Source organism: Kocuria salina (assembly GCF_013368965.1).
In the GTDB taxonomy this organism is placed as follows: domain Bacteria; phylum Actinomycetota; class Actinomycetes; order Actinomycetales; family Micrococcaceae; genus Kocuria; species Kocuria rosea.
Genome location: NZ_SSSF01000002.1, coordinates 430,444 through 444,010 on the forward strand (window position 1 = coordinate 430,444; position 13,567 = coordinate 444,010).

Here is a 13,567-nt window from a genome sequence, read left to right on the forward strand (position 1 = left end):
CATGAGTACCAGCGACGCTACCCGCACCCTGGCCGGCACCGCCCCGGCCTCGGGCCCGGCCACCGCCACCACCCCGGCGGTCCGGCCGCGCCCGGCTCTGTCCCGACTTCCCCGCTACGCGGCCGGCAAGCCCCCGGTCGTGGTGGACGGGCTCGTGTCCTACAAGCTGTCCTCCAACGAGAACCCGTTCGGGCCCGTGCCCGCCGTCAAGGAGGTCCTCGCCGGCTGGGACGCGGTGCACCGCTACCCCGAGACGACCTCCGCGGAGCTGCGGGAGGTGCTCGGCGAGTTCCTCGGCGTTCCCGCCGAGGACATCGTCACCGGCGCCGGCAGCCTCGGCGCGCTCAACCAGCTGCTCGGCGCCTTCGTGGGCGCCGGCGAGGACGGCACCCCGGACGAGGTGGTGCACGCCTGGCGCTCCTTCGAGGCCTACCCGATCAGCATCGGGCTCTCCGGCGGGCTGGGCGTCCCGGTCCCGAACCGCCGCGACGGCTCCCACGACCTCGAGGCCATGGCCGCCGCGGTCACCGCCCGGACGAAGGTCGTGCTGCTGTGCACGCCGAACAATCCGACGGGCCCCAGCCTCACCACCGCGCAGGTCGAGGAGTTCCTCGCCGCCGTGCCGCGCGACGTGATCGTGGTGATCGACGAGGCGTACCAGGAGTTCCAGCGCCGCGACGACCTCGTCGACGGCGTCGACCTGTACCGCCGGCACCCCAACGTCGTCGTGCTGCGGACGTTCTCCAAGGCCCACGGTCTGGCCGGGCTCCGGATCGGCTACTCCGTGGCCCGCCAGGAGATCACCCAGTACCTGCGCCAGGCGTCCCCCGCGTTCTCCGTGACCGACCTCGCCCAGCGCGCGGCGATCGCGTCCGTGCGCCACTACGACCAGGTGGCCGAGCGCGTCCAGCGGGTCGTCGACGAGCGGGAGCGGGTCCTCGCCGGGCTCGACGGGCTCGGCTGGCCGTACCCGCAGACGCAGGCGAACTTCGTGTGGCTGAACCTGGGCGAGCACAGCGGGGGCTTCGCCGAGCTGTGCGACGCCCACGCCCTGTCCGTGCGCCGCTTCGGCGACGAGGGCGTGCGCGTGACCATCGGGGAGCCGGAGGCCAACACCCGGTTCCTGGAGCTGTGCGCGCAGTTCCCCCACCCGCCCGTGCTCTGATCCTCGGCCGCGCCGGCCCGGCTCCCTCCCGAGCAACCCGAAAGGACGTCCTGCCCATGGATGCCGCCCCATCGTCCCCGGCCGCCCCCGTGCCGGCCCGCACCGTGCCGACGCCGGAGGTGCGCACGCGCCTGGTGCGGCTCCTCGACCGGGACGGCCGGCTGAGCGAGGACCCGGTCCTGTCCCCGTACGTGCGCGACGTCGACGCCGAGCAGCTGCGCGGGCTGTACCGCTCGATGGCGCTGGCCCGCCGCTTCGACGAGGAGGCGACCAACCTCCAGCGGCAGGGGCAGCTGGTGCTGTGGGCGCCGATGCGCGGGCAGGAAGCAGCCCAGGTGGGCTCCGCCCGTGCGCTGCGCCCGGCCGACCACGTGTTCCCGACCTACCGGGAGCACGCCGTGGCCATCGAGCGGGGCGTCGAGCCCGCCGAGCTGCTCACCGTGTTCCGCGGGCACAGCGCCGGGGGCTGGCGGCCCAGCCGGCACCACATGAACGTCTACTCCATCGTGCTCGGCTGCCAGGTCCCGCACGCCGTGGGCTACGCCATGGGCATCGACCTGGACCGGCGGACGGCCGAGGCGGAGGGCCGGGAGGCCGAGCCGGCGGCCGCGGTCGTCTACTTCGGGGACGGCACCTCCACCCAGGGCGAGGTCCACGAGGGCATGGTCTTCGCCGCGTCCTACGACGCCCCGGTGGTCTTCTTCGTGCAGAACAACCAGTGGGCCATCTCGGTGCCGTTCCGCACCCAGTCCCGCGTGCCCCTGGCCGAGCGCGCCGCGGGGTACGGCTTCGAGGGGATCCGCGTGGACGGCAACGACGTGCTCGCGGTGCTGGCGGCCTCGCGGTACGCGCTCGAGAAGGCCCGCGCCGGCCAGGGCCCGGTGCTCGTGGAGGCCGAGACCTACCGGCTCGGGGCCCACACCACCGCGGACGACCCCACCAAGTACCGCCTGCGGGAGGACGAGCAGCACTGGAGCGAGCTCGACCCGCTGCTCCGTCTCGAGGCGCACCTGCGCGAGGCCCACGGCACCGGCGACGACTTCTTCGCCGACGTCGCGGCCGACGCCCAGGCGTTCGCCGACCAGGCCCGCGCCCTCGTGCTGGCCATGGACCCGCCCGCGTTCGAGGACTTCTTCGACCGGCCCTACGCCGAGCCGCACGCCCTCGTGGAGGAGGAGCGCGCCTGGTACGCGGCCTACCAGGCGGGCTTCGCCGACACCGACACCGACACCGACGACGACGCCGGGCCGGGCCCCGCCGGACCGGACCGGGGCACGCAGGCCGCGGGGCTGACCGTGGCGGCCGACCCCGTGGCCGGGGCCCCCGACCCGCAGACCGCCGGCACCCAGGAGGACCTCGCATGAGCACCGCACCGGACCTGACGATCGCGAAGGCGGTCAACGCGGGCCTGCGCCGGGCCATGGAGGAGAACCCCCGGGTGCTGCTCATGGGCGAGGACATCGGCTCCCTCGGCGGCGTCTACCGCGTCACCGAGGGGCTCAAGGCGGACTTCGGCGCCCACCGGGTGATGGACACCCCGCTGGGGGAGGCCGGGATCGTGGGCACCGCCATCGGGCTCGCCCTGCGCGGCTACCGGCCCGTGTGCGAGATCCAGTTCGACGGCTTCTCCTTCCCGGCGTTCAACCAGATCACCACGCAGCTGGCCAAGATGCGCAACCGCACCAACGGGGACGTCACCGTCCCCGTGACGATCCGCATCCCGTACGGCGGGGTCATCGGCTCGGTGGAGCACCACTCGGAGTCCCCCGAGGCGCTGTTCGCGCACACGGCGGGGCTGCGCATCGTCACGCCGTCCAACGCCCAGGACGCCTACTGGATGACCCAGCAGGCCATCGCGTGCGAGGACCCCGTCATCGTCTTCGAGCCCAAGCGGCGGTACTGGCTCAAGGGCGCGGTGGACGTCGAGCGCCCGACCGCCGACCCGTTCTCCGCGCAGGTCGTCCGTCACGGCGAGGACGCCACCGTGGTGGCCTGGGGCCCCCTCGTGCCGGTCGCGCTCGCCGCGGCGCAGGCGGCGGAGGAGGACGGGCGCAGTGTCGAGGTGATCGACCTGCGCTCGCTGTCGCCGATCGACTTCGACACCCTCGAGGACTCCGTGCGCCGGACGGGCCGCCTCGTCGTCGCCCACGAGGCCCCGACCTTCGGCGGCCTCGGCGGGGAGATCGCCGCCCGCCTCACCGAGCGGGCGTTCTACTCCCTGGAGGCACCGGTGCTGCGGGTGGGCGCCTACCACCTGCCGTACCCGGTGGCCGCCGTCGAGGACCAGTACGTGCCTGACCTCGACCGCATCCTCGAGGCCCTGGACCGGTCCTTCGCCTACTGACCCCGCCGACCCGGTCGCCGGCCCCCGGGCCGGCGGCACCGCCGCCGGCCCGGGGGCCGCGCGCGAGAGAGGAAGTACTGACATGCCCCAGATCTTCAACCTGCCCGACGTCGGCGAGGGCCTGACCGAGGCGGAGATCCTCGCGTGGAAGGTCGCACCGGGGGAGACCGTCACGGTCAACCAGGTGCTCGTCGAGATCGAGACCGCGAAGTCCGTGGTCGAGCTGCCGTCCCCGTACGCCGGCACCGTCCTGGACCTGCTGGCCGCCGAGGGCAGCACAGTCGAGGTCGGCGCCCCCATCATCGCCGTGGGCTCCCCGGGCGAGTCGGCGGAGCCCGCCCCGGCCTCCGGCGTCCCCGGGATCCTGGGGGAGGGCGGGGAGCCCGGTGCGGACCGGCCGCTCGTCGGCTCCGGGCCCAAGGCCGACCCCGTGCGGCGGCGGCGCCGGGCGGTCCCGCCGCCGGCGCCGGAGGCCGAGCCGGAGCCGGCCCGGCCCGCGGGCTGGACGGAGAAGCTGTCCCGGGGCCCGCTGGGCGCCGGGCTCGGCGGTGGGATCGGCACGGCGGCCCAGGGCATCGCCGGGCGCGCCGCCCGGCTGGCCGAGGACAGCGGCGTCTGGCGCCGGCCGGGTCGCGGCGACGTGCCCCCGGCCGTCGAGGTCGTCCCGCGCCGCCCCGCGCTGGCGAAGCCTCCGGTCCGGAAGGCCGCACGGGACCTGGGCGTCGACCTCGCCGACGTCCCCGCCACGGGCGCCGCCGGACAGATCACCAAGCAGGACCTGCTCGCCCACGTGGCGCGGCTCGGCGAGGCCGTGGACCGGCGCCGCCCCGCGGCCCCGGAGGAGCGGATCGAGCGGATCCCCGTCAAGGGCGTGCGGAAGGCCACGGCGCAGAACATGGTGCGCAGCGCCTTCAGCGCCCCGCACGCCTCGGTCTTCGTGGAGGTCGACGCCACGCGCACCATGGAGTTCGTCCGGCGGCTCAAGGCCGCCCCGGACTACGAGGGCGTCAAGGTCACGCCCCTGCTGGTGCTCGCGAAGGCCGTCGTGTGGGCCGCGGCCCGCAACCCGATGGTCAACGCGACGTGGACGGACGAGGAGATCCTCGTCAAGCACTTCGTCAACCTGGGCATCGCGGCGGCCACGCCGCGCGGTCTCATGGTCCCGAACGTCAAGGACGCCCAGGACCTCTCGCTGCGCGAGCTGGCCGTGGCCCTCGACGAGCTCTCCCGGACCGCCCGGGCGGGGCGCACGCAGCCGGCCGACATGCAGGGCGGCACCCTGACCGTGACCAACATCGGGGCCCTGGGCCTCGACACCGGCACGCCGATCATCAATCCCGGCGAGGTGGCGATCATCGCGTTCGGGAGCATCAAGCAGAAGCCGTGGGTCGTGGACGGCGCCGTGGTGCCCCGCTGGGTCACCACGCTGGGCGGGTCCTTCGACCACCGCGTGGTCGACGGGGACCTCGCGGCCCGCTTCACCGCGGACGTGGCCCGGATCCTCGAGGAGCCGGCGCTGCTGCTGGAGTGAGCCCCGGCCCGTGCGGTCCGCGGCACGAGCGGCACGGCAACGGCCCCGCACCGATCGGTGCGGGGCCGTGTGCTGCGTCGTCGACGCGCGTGCCGCCACGTCTCACGGCTCTCCCCGCCGGGCCGTGGCCCGACGCCGCACCGACGTGGAACTGGGCGGTTGCGTCCCGTGCCCGGCGCCCCATCTCCTGTGGACCCGTGATTGAAATCCCCCCAGACACAATCACACATCTCATTCACGATGGATCACTCGTGCGACGCCGGCCGCGGTGGCAACCTGCCCGTCGGCCCCCGGCACTGCTGCCGGAGACCTGTCCCCCCACGCCCGGAGGACCGCCTCAGTGCGGCCTCCTGACGTCCAGGACTGGGTCCAGTATTGCGGAGGTCTGGACAAAAGTCTGTCCCCCGATGTGCGCATGACGGGGCATGACCGCGATCGCGCCGGACCGCGGCGGCCGTAGGCTGGGCGCATGCCTGCGCACCTGCCGCCCCGTCCCTCCGCACGCTCGGCGGTGCCGCCGTTCCGGGTGATGGAGATCCTCGCCGACGTCGAGCGCCTGCGCGCCGCCGGCCGGGACGTCGTCTCCCTCTGCGCGGGGGAGCCCTCCGGCGGCGCCCCGGGTCCCGTCGCGCGGGCGGCCGCCCGGGTGCACGCCCGCAACGAGGGGCTGGGCTACACCCCCGCCCTCGGGATCGAGCCGCTGCGCCGGGCGGTGGCCGGCCACTACGCCCGGTGGTACGGGCTCGACGTCCGTCCCGAGGACGTCGCGATCACCACGGGGGCCTCCGGGGCGCTCGTGCTCACCTTCCTGGCGGCGTTCGACGCGGGGGACCGGGTGGCGGTGTGCCGGCCGGGCTACCCCGCCTACCGCAACACCCTGGCCGCCCTGGGCGCCGAGGTGGTCGAGCTCGACTGCGGGGCGGCGACCCGCTTCCAGCCCACGCCCGGGATGCTCGACGCCGCGGTCGCCGAGCACGGGCCCCTGCAGGGACTGGTGGTGGCGGGCCCGGCGAACCCGACCGGCACCGTGCTGGAGCCCGGGGAGCTGGCGGCGCTGGCCCGGTGGTGCGCCGAGCACGGGACGCGCCTGATCAGCGACGAGATCTACCACGGGATCGTGCACACCGCCCCGGAGGGCGGCGCGCCCCGCGACGGCGGGCCGTACCGGGGCACCAGCGCGTGGGAGCACGACCGCGACGCCGTGGTGATCTCCTCCTTCTCCAAGTACTGGGGGATGACGGGGTGGCGGCTCGGGTGGGCCCTGCTGCCCCGGGACCTCGCGGCCGCGGTCGACGCGCTGGCCGGCAACCTGAGCCTCTGCCCGCCCGCCGCCGCGCAGCACGCCGCCGTGGAGGCCTTCACCCCGGACGCCTACGCCGAGGCGGACCGGGCGGTCGAGCAGTTCGCGCGCTCCCGGAGCCTGCTCCTGGACGCGCTCCCGGCGCTCCGGTGGGGCGAGGTCGCGCCGGCGGACGGGGCGTTCTACCTCTACGCCGACCTCGGGGAGCAGCTCGAGCGGCACGGCAGCTCCCTGGAGTGGTGCCGGCGGCTGCTGGAGGCGGAGGCCGTCGCGGTCGTCCCGGGCCTGGACTTCGACGCCGCACGCGGCCACCGCGCGGTGCGGCTGTCCTTCGCCGCGGGGCCCGACCGGGTGGAGGAGGCCCTCACCCGGATCCTCCGGTTCCAGTCCCGTCCCTGAAGCACCCGGCCAGGTGCCCGGGGAGCACCCCGGTGCGGAGCAGGAACCGGTGCGCGGTGGTGCGCCCCACGAACACGAGTCCCTGCTCCTTGAGCCGGGCAGCCAGCCGGTCCCCCTCGGGGGAGCGGCGCGACTCCTCCAGGACGGTCAGGGGCGGCTCGGCGGCGGCCGGGCGGAGATCCCGGACGTGCTCCGCCCAGTCCTCGGGACCGAGTCCGCGGCAGGCGCGCGCGTTGTGCACCACGGCCTCGATCTTGACCCGGTTGCGGATGACCGCGGGATCCAGGAGCAGCTCGTCGACGTCGTCCTCGGTCATCCGGGCGATCTCCTCGGGGACGAAGTCCCGCAGCGCCCGGCGCAGGCCCTCCCGCCGCTGGGCGATGCTCCAGCGGGCCAGGCCCGCCTGGAAGATCTCCAGGCCGAGGGCCTCGAACCAGCCGGAGGAGTCCGCGGGCCGTGCGCCCCAGCGCCGGTCGTGCTCCTCGAGGGCGGCCGGGCCCGTGGGCGCCCAGGGGCAGCGGCGCAGGCCGTCCCCGCAGAGCACGGCGCGGAAGGCGTCGTAGGGGGAGCGGACGCCACCGTCCCGGAGGGCGGTGCCGGGCGGGCGGTCGTGGGCGCCGGGGGAGCGGTGGGCGTCGGGCGGGCGGTCGTCCGTGCCGGGGCGGGAGCGGTCGTCGGCGGGGTGCGGGCCGTGCCCGGCGGAGGCGGTGTCCATGGGACCACGGTAGGAACGCCGGGCCGGCGGACCGCAGGCACGCGGCTCCCTGTGGACGGAGCCGCCGGTGTCCGGGGCGCCGGACGACCGGGTGCAGTGCGGGTGCCCGCACCGCGGGCGGTGGAGCCGGTCAGAACCGGGAGACCGCACCGGTGCCGTCGGCGATCTCGATGGCCACGGGCTCCTCGTCCCCGGCGTTGCCGTCGTGGACGATGAACACCGCGGCGGGCTCTCCCTCCGGGAAGGCGCGGATCGTGACCGACCCCGAGGTCGCGGCGTTGAGCACCTCCATGGCCTGGCGGGTGGCCGCGCGCAGCACCGCCGTGGGCAGGGGCCTGCCGCGCTCGTCCAGGATGTCCACCAGCACGCCCCGGGCCCGCGCCGCCCGCGTGACCTCGAGCAGGTAGGGGGTGGCGATCGACCGGCCCCGGATGGAGTCCCGCAGCTGCGCCTCGGTGAGGCGGAACTGTTCGATCTCGTACTCGGAGACGGGGGAGGGGTCGTGCGCGATCCGCTCGAGCAGCCCGCCCGCGAGGCGGCGCACCTCGTGCACGCGCTGCACGGAGGCGTTGACCGTGTCCTGCTCCGCCTCGTCGTGGGAGCGCGCCGAGATCACCATGTCCCGGGCCTCGGCGAACGCGGCGGAGGCCCGGTCGTACTCCCGGGCGATGAGCTGGCTCGCGAGCAGCAGGGCCGCCGCCGCGGCGTTCGTCAGCGCCGCGTCCCAAAGGCCCAGGGCGGAGCGGGCGCCCCACGTCATGGACACGGCGACCGCGATGACGAGCGTGGCCCAGCCCCACCCCGCGCGGCGCCGGATGCCCAGGACCACGAGGAAGCCGTCGAAGCCCAGGGTGAACCACTGCCCGCCGAACAGCTCCGCCTGGGGGTTCAGGGCGTCGTAGGAGCGCTGGATCGACACCAGCATGAGGAGCACGCCCAGGGCCGCGGGCAGATCGGGCAGCCGGCGCTGCCGGTACGGGTAGACGACCAGCGCCACCGCGACCACGTAGGTCACGAGCGCGGCCTGCATGAGGTCCGGCTTGTCCATGCTGGGCGTCTGCAGGATCCCGAGCACCACGGGGATCAGGAAGAACACCGTGGCGGCGACCAGGCTCAGGGGATGGAAGAGGGTGCGGGAGATCACGGCTGCGCGTCCCGGGGCCAGAGGATCGTGACGCGGGTGCCGCGTCCCGGTGCGCTGTCGACGTCCACCGCGCCGCCCACGTGGCGCACGTTGCCCAGGATGGACACGCGCACCCCGAGCCGCCGGGAGTCGATGCTGCGGACCTGGAAGCCGCGGCCGCGGTCCACCACCTGGAAGCGAAGGAAGAAGCCCTCGGGGTTGAGGGGGGTGGGCGGGCACACGCCGCCGTCCATGGTCACGAAGGTGACCTCGGTGCCGGCGTGGCGGGCGCTGTTGGAGACCGCCTCGGTGACCGCCTGCACGAGCGCCTGCGCCGTCTCCACGGGGATGAGCGGGCGCGGCTGGCCGGGGGGCCTGATGTAGGGGGTGATGCTGTTGAAGCGCACCCGGTTGCGCCACGGGGACAGGGACTCGAGGAGGTCGTCGAGCAAGGTGTGCACCATGGTGGTGCCCTTGCCCTCGGCGCGGCGCTCCTCGAAGGCGAGGACCTCGAGGGCCCGCTGGGCCAGCTCCCGGGTGCGCCGCTGGACGGGGCCCGGGGCCCGTCCGGCGTCCAGCAGGGCGGCCATGACGTTGTCGTGGATGAGGCGGTCCAGCCGCTCCTGCTCCTCGGCCTGCGAGCGCGAGCGGTTCAGCTGCAGCTCCTGCGCGATCGCGGCCGCGTACACCTGGTCCGCGTTCTGCCCGCCCTTGTAGACCAGGCTGATCAGCACCACGAGGACCACGCCGAACGCGATCCGGCTCGTGGCGTCGAACAGCACGCCCATCACGTCGGCCGACTCCGTGGTGCGCACCATGACCAGGACGTAGAAGACCGTGACGGACGCCAGGTACGCGACTGCCAGCTCGATGCTCCACGCGACCACGGTGGCGGCGGCCGCGAGCAGAATGAACGGCTCCACCCACGGGTCCTGCGGCGGAGCGGCGCCCGTCCAGGCGAGCGGGAGGGTCAGGACGGTGAGGGCCACGAGCACCGGGGCCGCGAGCACCGGCCACATCCGCACCTGCCGCCTGGCGCCCTGGAGGAGCATCGCGCCGCCGTTGACCAGGAGGGCCAGCAGGAACACCAGGTGCCACCGTTCGAAGGCGCGCAGCTGGTCCTCGACGATGGTGAGGGCCTCCAGGAACAGCGCGACGACGACCAGCCCGTGGCAGATGTTCGCGAGCAGGTGGATGCGGTAGGAGTTCATCCCCAGCTCCTGCGGCGAGGTCGGCACCAGGAGGCTGCTGCGGCGCCGCCGGGCGGGGACCTTCCGGTAGGCGAGCGGGGGCCGGTGCGCGGCGTGGCTCACGGAGCGGCGGCCCTCACCGGGGCGAGGGGCGGATCACAGATGCTTCTCCGCCGTGGTGATGTCCGCCGTGGGCTCGACCAGGCCGTCCTCGATCGCCCGGATGCGCAGGTCGATCTTGGTGGGCGCCGGGCGTCCGACGCGCGCGTACTTCTCCCGGATGCGGTCGATGTTGGTCTTGACGGCGCTCTGCTTGATGCCCATCCGGCGTGCGACCTGGACCTGGGCGAAGCCGGAGGCGTAGAGCCGCAGGGTCTCCTGCTCCCGCGGGGAGAGGCTGGCCCGGGAGAACTCCACGTCCCCGTCGATCGCGGCGGCGAGCTCCTTGGTGATCACGGGCTTGCCCTCGGCGATGTTGCGGGCCTCCTCGATCGCGTGCTCGAGCGGGTCCGACTTGCGCACCAGGCCCAGCGCGCCGGCCCGCAGCGCCTCGCGGATCAGCGCGGCGTTCTCGCCGATGCTGAAGATGAGCACCTTCATGCCGGCGGCGCGCAGCAGCTCCACGTTGGTGGCGGGTCGGGACATGTCGTCGAGGGACAGGTCCAGGAGCACGACCTCGCACTCGATCCGCTTGGCGCCCTGGGCGGTGAGGGCGGGATTCTCGGGGTCCCGGCCCAGCTGGTCGAGGAGTCCGGGGACGCTGGAGGCCGATCCGACGAGCTTCACGTCCGCCTGCGAGGTCATGGAGACGAGGCGGACGCCCTCCCGGACGACCTCGTGGTCATCGACGACGGCGACAAGGGTGGACGGCATTTGTGTTTCCTCCGGGTGCTGCTCGGTGGGCCGGTCCGCAGATTTCCGCGTGGGGGTGACGGATCTCACCGAGGTGCTCCGATTGTCCCCTCTTTGGTGGTCGGATGCGAACCCGACACGGTGCCGGGACGCAAAGTTACCGGGCCCGGTCCTCCGGTCCGTCCCCCCAGCGATCGACCCTGCGGTGGTAGCGGACGCCCCACAGCCCGCCGAGCACCGCCGCGAGCAGGTCGACGGCGAGCACGGCGAGGACCGCGAGCAGGCCCGGGACCAGCAGGTCGCCGATCAGCGCCTGGGCCGAGACGCCCACGGGCGCCAGGCCGACGGTGTCGGCCCACACCAGTCCCGCGACGGTGGCCACGGAGCGGCCGAACAGGGACCACAGCCACACGGACACGCCCTGCCGTGCCCCGGAGAACCGCGCCATCCGGCCCGCGGCGTAGCCGCCGCCCAGGAACGCGATGAACTCGACCAGGCCGAGGGCGGCCGCTCCCGTCCAGGCCGCCGCGGACCCGGCGGCGAGGTCGTCCACCACGCCGCCGACCCCGTCCACGAGGCGCAGCCCCAGCGCGGCCGCGGTCAGGCCCGCCAGGGCCAGCAGCAGCCAGGACAGGGCCATGGCGCTGAGCCAGCCGAAGAAGCCGGGCACCAGCTGGAGGCCCCCGAACTCCTCCCGCTGCCGGGCGAGACGGGTCGCGGCGTCGACCGGGACGCCGGAGGACGGGTCGCCGGAGAACGGGCCGTCGGGTCCGGCGCCGTAGCCGGGCGCGGGGCCGTAGCCGGCCGCGGCGCCGGGGACCCCGACCGCGGGCGTCGGGTCCGTGCGCGGCCGCGGGTCCTCCGGCACCGGGCGCTGGGCGGTCACCGCCGGCAGCGGCCGGGTGTGCTGGTCGTCCTCGTCGTCGTACCAGGACCAGTCCTCGGTCCCGCCGCTCCCGGCGCCCCCCTCGGGGGCGTCGTGCGGCGAGCCGCCGCCGGCCGGGGCGGCGAACCGGCTGACCGGGGGCAGCGGCCGGGTGGCGTCCGGGGAGTCGTGCGGACCGGTGTCCGACCAGGGCGTCGGGTCGTCGGGGGAGGGCGAGCCGGGGGTCGAGGAGGGCGTCATGGCACCGGAGTCTACGGCCGGTTCCCGGACCGGGCCCGGTGAGCCGTCCCGTCCTGCACGGGGTGTCGCCGCGGCCGGGCGGCCGGGTGCCGCCGCCGAGTAGGGTCGGGACCATGCCTGTCGACACCGTCCGCGAGTTCCTGCGTGCCCGCCCCTGGACCGCCAGCTACGACCCGGGCGTCCCCGCGGACCTGGACCTGCCGGAGACGTCCCTGGTGCACATGCTCGAGCGCTCCGTCGCCCGCCACGGTGCGAGCACCGCGCTCGAGTTCTTCGGGGCCACGACCTCCTACGCCGCCCTGGGCCGGCAGGTCGACCGCGCGGCCGAGGGCCTGCGCCGGCTGGGCGTGGGCTGCGGCGACCGGGTCGCGATCGTCCTGCCCAACTGCCCGCAGCACGTCGTGGCGTTCTACGCGGTGCTGCGCCTGGGGGCCGTCGTCGTCGAGCACAACCCGCTCTACACGGCCCCGGAGCTGCGCCACCAGTTCGAGGACCACGGGGCGCGCGTGGCGATCGTCTGGGACCGGGCGGCCGAGCGGGTGCGCTCCCTGCCCGCGGACCTGCGGGTCGACGCGGTCGTGTCCGTGGACATCACCGCCGCGATGCCGCGGCCGAAGCGGCTGGCCCTGCGCCTGCCGCTGCCGGGCGCACGCGCCTCCCGCGCGCAGCTCACCGGCCCCGCCCCGGGCACGATCCCCTGGCGGGAGCTGCTGGCCTCCGCCCCGATCGCCGCGGAGCACCCGCGGCCCGCCGCGCACGACCTCGCGCTGCTGCAGTACACCTCCGGCACCACCGGGCTGCCCAAGGGGGCGATGCTCACGCACCGCAACCTCGAGTCCAACGCCCTCATGGGCCGGCACTGGCTCGGCTCCGGCGAGCGCGAGGTGGTGCACGGCGTGCTGCCGCTCTTCCACGCCTTCGGCCTGACCCTGGGCGTGACGTTCGCGATGTCCCTCGGCGCGCGGCTCGTGCTCTTCCCGACCGTGCGCGCGGACCTGATCCTCGGGGCGATGAAGCGCGCCCGCCCCACGGTGCTGCCCGCGGTGCCGCCGGTGTACCAGAAGCTCCTCGACGCCGCACCGGAGCAGGGCGTGGACCTGCGCGGCATCCCGGTGGCCGTCTCCGGGGCCATGAGCCTGCCGGTCCCGCTCGTGGAGCAGTGGGAGCGGGCCACCGGGGGGATCCTGATCGAGGGCTACGGACTGACCGAGTGCTCCCCGCTGGTGGCCTGCAACCCGCTCAACGACTCCCGCCGGGCGGGCTCCATCGGGATCCCGTTCCCGTCCACCGACATCCGGCTCGTCGACCCGGACACCCTCGAGGACGTCCCCCCGGAACACCCCGGGGAGCTCTGGGTGCGGGGCCCGCAGGTCTTCCAGGGGTACTGGAAGCGCCCCGACGAGACCGCCCGGACGCTCACGGACGACGGGTGGCTGCGCACCGGCGACATCGTCACGGTCGACGACGACGGGTTCCTGCGGGTGGTCGACCGGCTCAAGGAGGTCGTGATCACCGGAGGGTTCAACGTGGCCCCCAGCGAGGTCGAGGACACGCTGCGCCGGCACCGCGCCGTGGCGGACGCCGCGGTGGTGGGGCTCACCGACCCCAACGGCAGCGAGGTGGTCGTCGCCGCCGTGACCCTCGTGCCGGGCGCCGAGCTCGACGAGGCGGCCCTGCGCGAGCACTGCTGGGCGGGCCTGGCCCGCTACAAGGTCCCCCGGCGGATCGTGGCCGTGGAGGAGCTCCCGCGCACGATGCTCGGCAAGATCCAGCGCCGGGAGGTCCGCGAGCAGCTGCGGCGCACGGGCGTGCGGCCCTGAGC

General features: G+C 75.0%; 11 protein-coding genes. 6 read left to right on the top strand and 5 right to left on the bottom strand.

Features of this window, described 5'->3' with window-relative positions; all coding sequences use genetic code 11:
- Position 1: 1 nt before the first annotated feature.
- The 5 genes from E7Z53_RS06135 to E7Z53_RS06155 all read left to right on the top strand — a co-directional run bounded on the left by E7Z53_RS06135 (position 2) and on the right by E7Z53_RS06155 (position 6,739).
- Positions 2 to 1,165 (top strand): histidinol-phosphate transaminase, encoded by a 1,164-nt coding sequence (locus E7Z53_RS06135; protein ID WP_017833498.1) that lies wholly within the window; start codon positions 2 to 4, stop codon positions 1,163 to 1,165.
- 56 nt (positions 1,166 to 1,221) lie between these two features.
- Complete coding sequence (locus E7Z53_RS06140) at positions 1,222 to 2,529, top strand: thiamine pyrophosphate-dependent enzyme (RefSeq protein WP_081994485.1); 1,308 nt, start codon at positions 1,222 to 1,224, stop codon at positions 2,527 to 2,529.
- A complete protein-coding gene (locus E7Z53_RS06145; RefSeq protein ID WP_035928182.1) occupies positions 2,526 to 3,509 on the top strand; it encodes an alpha-ketoacid dehydrogenase subunit beta in 984 nt (327 codons plus the stop codon). Before E7Z53_RS06140 ends, E7Z53_RS06145 begins: the two co-directional genes overlap by 4 nt.
- A gap of 82 nt (positions 3,510 to 3,591) precedes the next feature.
- Positions 3,592 to 5,040, top strand: a complete 1,449-nt coding sequence (locus E7Z53_RS06150; RefSeq protein WP_035928185.1) for a dihydrolipoamide acetyltransferase family protein — start codon at positions 3,592 to 3,594, stop codon at positions 5,038 to 5,040.
- A 469-nt stretch (positions 5,041 to 5,509) separates the two neighbouring features.
- Positions 5,510 to 6,739 (top strand): aminotransferase class I/II-fold pyridoxal phosphate-dependent enzyme, encoded by a 1,230-nt coding sequence (locus E7Z53_RS06155; RefSeq protein ID WP_035928190.1) that lies wholly within the window; start codon positions 5,510 to 5,512, stop codon positions 6,737 to 6,739.
- Here E7Z53_RS06155 and E7Z53_RS06160 read toward each other — a convergent pair.
- From E7Z53_RS06160 to E7Z53_RS06180, 5 genes are all read right to left on the bottom strand, one after another.
- Positions 6,705 to 7,454: a DNA-3-methyladenine glycosylase I gene (locus E7Z53_RS06160; protein ID WP_176337391.1), complete on the bottom strand. Its 750-nt coding sequence runs from the start codon at positions 7,452 to 7,454 to the stop codon at positions 6,705 to 6,707. The two genes, E7Z53_RS06155 and E7Z53_RS06160, sit on opposite strands and share 35 nt — an antisense overlap.
- A 130-nt stretch (positions 7,455 to 7,584) precedes the next feature.
- Positions 7,585 to 8,598: a hypothetical protein gene (locus E7Z53_RS06165; RefSeq protein ID WP_017832667.1), complete on the bottom strand. Its 1,014-nt coding sequence runs from the start codon at positions 8,596 to 8,598 to the stop codon at positions 7,585 to 7,587.
- Positions 8,595 to 9,890 (bottom strand): sensor histidine kinase, encoded by a 1,296-nt coding sequence (locus tag E7Z53_RS06170; protein WP_017832666.1) that lies wholly within the window; start codon positions 9,888 to 9,890, stop codon positions 8,595 to 8,597. The genes E7Z53_RS06165 and E7Z53_RS06170 overlap by 4 nt, the downstream gene beginning before the upstream one ends.
- Positions 9,891 to 9,923: 33 nt before the next feature.
- A complete protein-coding gene (locus tag E7Z53_RS06175) occupies positions 9,924 to 10,640 on the bottom strand; it encodes a LuxR C-terminal-related transcriptional regulator (protein WP_017832665.1) in 717 nt (238 codons plus the stop codon).
- Between the two features lie 136 nt (positions 10,641 to 10,776).
- The gene (locus E7Z53_RS06180) at positions 10,777 to 11,745 is read right to left on the bottom strand and encodes a hypothetical protein (protein ID WP_176337392.1); all 969 of its coding nucleotides are present in this window, start codon (positions 11,743 to 11,745) and stop codon (positions 10,777 to 10,779) included.
- A 113-nt stretch (positions 11,746 to 11,858) separates the two neighbouring features.
- Between E7Z53_RS06180 and E7Z53_RS06185 the strand changes: the two genes are divergently transcribed.
- Positions 11,859 to 13,565, top strand: a complete 1,707-nt coding sequence (locus E7Z53_RS06185) for a long-chain-fatty-acid--CoA ligase (protein WP_176337393.1) — start codon at positions 11,859 to 11,861, stop codon at positions 13,563 to 13,565.
- Positions 13,566 to 13,567 lie beyond the last annotated feature (2 nt).

What these genes read in the sequence shown, in the direction of transcription:
- E7Z53_RS06140 (WP_081994485.1), top strand. Translation starts at nt 1,222, where the DNA reads ATGGATGCCGCCCCATCGTCCCCGGCCGCCCCCGTGCCGGCCCGCACC.
- E7Z53_RS06160 (WP_176337391.1), bottom strand. Translation starts at nt 7,454, where the DNA reads ATGGACACCGCCTCCGCCGGGCACGGCCCGCACCCCGCCGACGACCGC.
- E7Z53_RS06145 (WP_035928182.1), top strand. Translation starts at nt 2,526, where the DNA reads ATGAGCACCGCACCGGACCTGACGATCGCGAAGGCGGTCAACGCGGGC.
- E7Z53_RS06185 (WP_176337393.1), top strand. Translation starts at nt 11,859, where the DNA reads ATGCCTGTCGACACCGTCCGCGAGTTCCTGCGTGCCCGCCCCTGGACC.
- E7Z53_RS06180 (WP_176337392.1), bottom strand. Translation starts at nt 11,745, where the DNA reads ATGACGCCCTCCTCGACCCCCGGCTCGCCCTCCCCCGACGACCCGACG.
- E7Z53_RS06175 (WP_017832665.1), bottom strand. Translation starts at nt 10,640, where the DNA reads ATGCCGTCCACCCTTGTCGCCGTCGTCGATGACCACGAGGTCGTCCGG.
- E7Z53_RS06150 (WP_035928185.1), top strand. Translation starts at nt 3,592, where the DNA reads ATGCCCCAGATCTTCAACCTGCCCGACGTCGGCGAGGGCCTGACCGAG.
- E7Z53_RS06155 (WP_035928190.1), top strand. Translation starts at nt 5,510, where the DNA reads ATGCCTGCGCACCTGCCGCCCCGTCCCTCCGCACGCTCGGCGGTGCCG.
- E7Z53_RS06135 (WP_017833498.1), top strand. Translation starts at nt 2, where the DNA reads ATGAGTACCAGCGACGCTACCCGCACCCTGGCCGGCACCGCCCCGGCC.